The following is a 2,304-nucleotide window of genomic DNA, read 5'->3' as shown; positions in this document are numbered from 1 at the left end:
GCCTCCATCGTGCCGTGTTTGGCAAGCAGAGCAATTGCCTGATCAAGATCGCCCTCGTCCTGTCTGCCTTTTGCGATCGTCCGTTCCCAAAAGGCGCGTTCATGCGCATCGGCAGCAGCAATAGCCCGAATCACAGGCAGGGTAAGCTTGCGCTCGCGGAAATCATCGCCCACGTTCTTGCCAATGGCTTTGGTACCGCCATAGTCGAGAAGATCGTCGACGATCTGGAACGAAATCCCCAACGCATCGCCATAGTCGAAAAGCGCCTGCTTGGTAGCGGCATCCTGTTCCGCGATCTCGCCGCCGACTTCCATCGCGGCAGAAAAGAGCGCTGCGGTTTTCCCACGCACGACCTGCAGATAGATTGCTTCGGTTGTCGCCAGATCACTCGCGGCGGTCAGTTGCAGCACCTCTCCCTCGGCGATGGTAGCGGACGCATTGGCGAGAATATCCAGCACGCGCAGTGAGCCCGTTTCAACCATCAACTGGAAGGACCGCGCAAAGAGATAATCGCCCACAAGCACGCTTGAGGTATTGTCCCACAACAGGTTTGCCGTGGGGCGGCCCCGCCGTTGCTTGCTTTCATCAACAACGTCATCATGCAGCAAAGTGGCCGTGTGAATAAACTCAACCGTGGCCGCCAGATGGATATGGTAAGGCCCAGTATAGCCACACATCCGCGCCGCTGCGAGTGTGAGCATCGGACGCAAGCGCTTGCCACCTGCTTCAACCAGATGCGCGGTCACTTCGGGGATACGCGGTGCATGTTCCGACGCCATACGCTCGCGGATCAGCGCATTCACCGCAGTCAGATCATCGGCCAGCGCCTCGGCGAGTTGTTCGTGCGGTTTGGTGGCAGCGGTATCAAGGCTCATCGCAATTTCCGTCATGTGAATAGACAACGGTTGCACCGCGCCTTAGGTCTTTGGTTATGAAAGAGCTTCTACGCACCAATGACCCGACCGTCATCGCCTTTGCAACCGCCCTTCTGGACAGCGAGGGTATAAACTGGTTCACCTTCGACGTAAATATGAGCGTCCTTGAAGGCAGCATTGGCATAATGCCGCGCCGCTTGATGGTGTTGGACCGCGATTTATTTATGGCCGAGGCGGTGATGCGCGACGGAGAGATCGACCTTGGGCGCGACTGAGGACCTGACCAAAGACGATTTTCTGGGTGGCAAAATCGCAATCTGGCAGCCCAAACGCGGATATCGCGCGGGCGTTGATCCGGTAATTCTCGCGGCCTCGGTTGCGGCGAAATCGGGACAATCGGTTCTGGAACTGGGGTGCGGCGTGGGGACCGCGTCGCTTTGTCTGGCCGCCCGCGTGCCTGATTTGCAGATAACGGGAGTTGAGGTGCAGCCGGAATATGCCGCACTCGCCCAGCGCAATGCCGAGGAAAACGCGCTGCCGTTGACAGTGGTGAGCGCTGATTTGCGCACGTTACCAGCGGATCTGCGGCAAAAGCGGTTTGATCACGTTATCATGAACCCGCCCTATTTTGATCGCGCTGCAGGCACGGCATCGGATGATACGGGTAAGGACATAGCCTTTGGTGGAGACACGCCGTTGCAGACTTGGCTGGATGTCGGGGCAAGACGGGTCGGGCCGCGCGGATACCTGACGCTGATCCAAAGGATGGAACGTCTGCCGGAGGTTTTGGATGCGCTTGCGGGGCGGCTCGGGGCCATTATCGTAAGGCCCATTGCAGGACGCGCGCACCGCGCGCCAGAGCTCTTCCTGCTGCAAGCACGGCAAGAAGGGAAAACGCCGTTTCGCATGGCGCCGACGCTGGTCATGCATGCAGGTGAGGTGCATCAGGGCGATCAGGAAAGCTATACCCATGAGGTCGCACGCGTTTTGCGGAACGGCGCGGATTTACCCATTTGGCGTTAACGAATTCGCAACACACGGCTGCCACGGTGGAAAGACGCTCAGTTTCTGCCTTGCAGCGTGACACACGACATCGAATGTGCTGCAATCAGAATACCCAAACCAAGAGGAGATCGACTATGAGCTTGAGTTCGCATGTACAGGAACTGAAGAAGAAGCATAAAAACCTCTCGGAGCATGTCGAGGCGATGCAGCGAAGCCCATCTGCCGATGACATCGAAATTGCAAAACTCAAAAAGCAGAAATTGATTCTCAAGGAAGAAATTTCGCGCCTCAGCGCGCACTAGCGATTTCTAACGCCGAAAAGAAAAGGCCACGTCCCGTTGACGTGGCCTTTGTAATTTTCAGGATGTGCCAGACCTTAGGTCATATACTGGCCGCCATTGGCCGACAGGGTCGAGCCCGTCAC

Annotated in this window: 4 protein-coding genes; 3 read left to right on the top strand and 1 reads right to left on the bottom strand. The window is 57.2% G+C overall.

The genetic code is table 11. The annotated features are described in order from the left end of the window. The coding region (locus tag VGP75_RS04915; RefSeq protein WP_327542591.1) for a polyprenyl synthetase family protein at positions 1–875 on the bottom strand (875 nt) is incomplete at its 3' end. Between the two features lie 56 nt (positions 876–931). Here VGP75_RS04915 and VGP75_RS04910 point away from each other — a divergent pair. The 3 genes from VGP75_RS04910 to VGP75_RS04900 all read left to right on the top strand — a co-directional run bounded on the left by VGP75_RS04910 (position 932) and on the right by VGP75_RS04900 (position 2,182). After that, positions 932–1,150 (top strand): putative signal transducing protein, encoded by a 219-nt coding sequence (locus VGP75_RS04910; protein WP_327542590.1) that lies wholly within the window; start codon positions 932–934, stop codon positions 1,148–1,150. After that, positions 1,137–1,898, top strand: coding sequence for a tRNA1(Val) (adenine(37)-N6)-methyltransferase (locus tag VGP75_RS04905; protein ID WP_327542589.1), 762 nt, complete (start codon positions 1,137–1,139; stop codon positions 1,896–1,898). The genes VGP75_RS04910 and VGP75_RS04905 overlap by 14 nt, the downstream gene beginning before the upstream one ends. A 116-nt stretch (positions 1,899–2,014) precedes the next feature. Beyond that, on the top strand, positions 2,015–2,182 hold the full coding sequence (locus VGP75_RS04900) for a YdcH family protein (protein ID WP_076659647.1): 168 nt from the start codon (positions 2,015–2,017) through the stop codon (positions 2,180–2,182). Positions 2,183–2,304: the final 122 nt, after the last annotated feature.

Source organism: Yoonia sp. (assembly GCF_036007805.1).
GTDB lineage: Bacteria > Pseudomonadota > Alphaproteobacteria > Rhodobacterales > Rhodobacteraceae > Yoonia.
This window is presented reverse-complemented; position numbering and strand designations above follow the sequence as displayed.

What these genes read in the sequence shown, in the direction of transcription:
- VGP75_RS04900 (WP_076659647.1), top strand. Translation starts at nt 2,015, where the DNA reads ATGAGCTTGAGTTCGCATGTACAGGAACTGAAGAAGAAGCATAAAAAC.
- VGP75_RS04910 (WP_327542590.1), top strand. Translation starts at nt 932, where the DNA reads ATGAAAGAGCTTCTACGCACCAATGACCCGACCGTCATCGCCTTTGCA.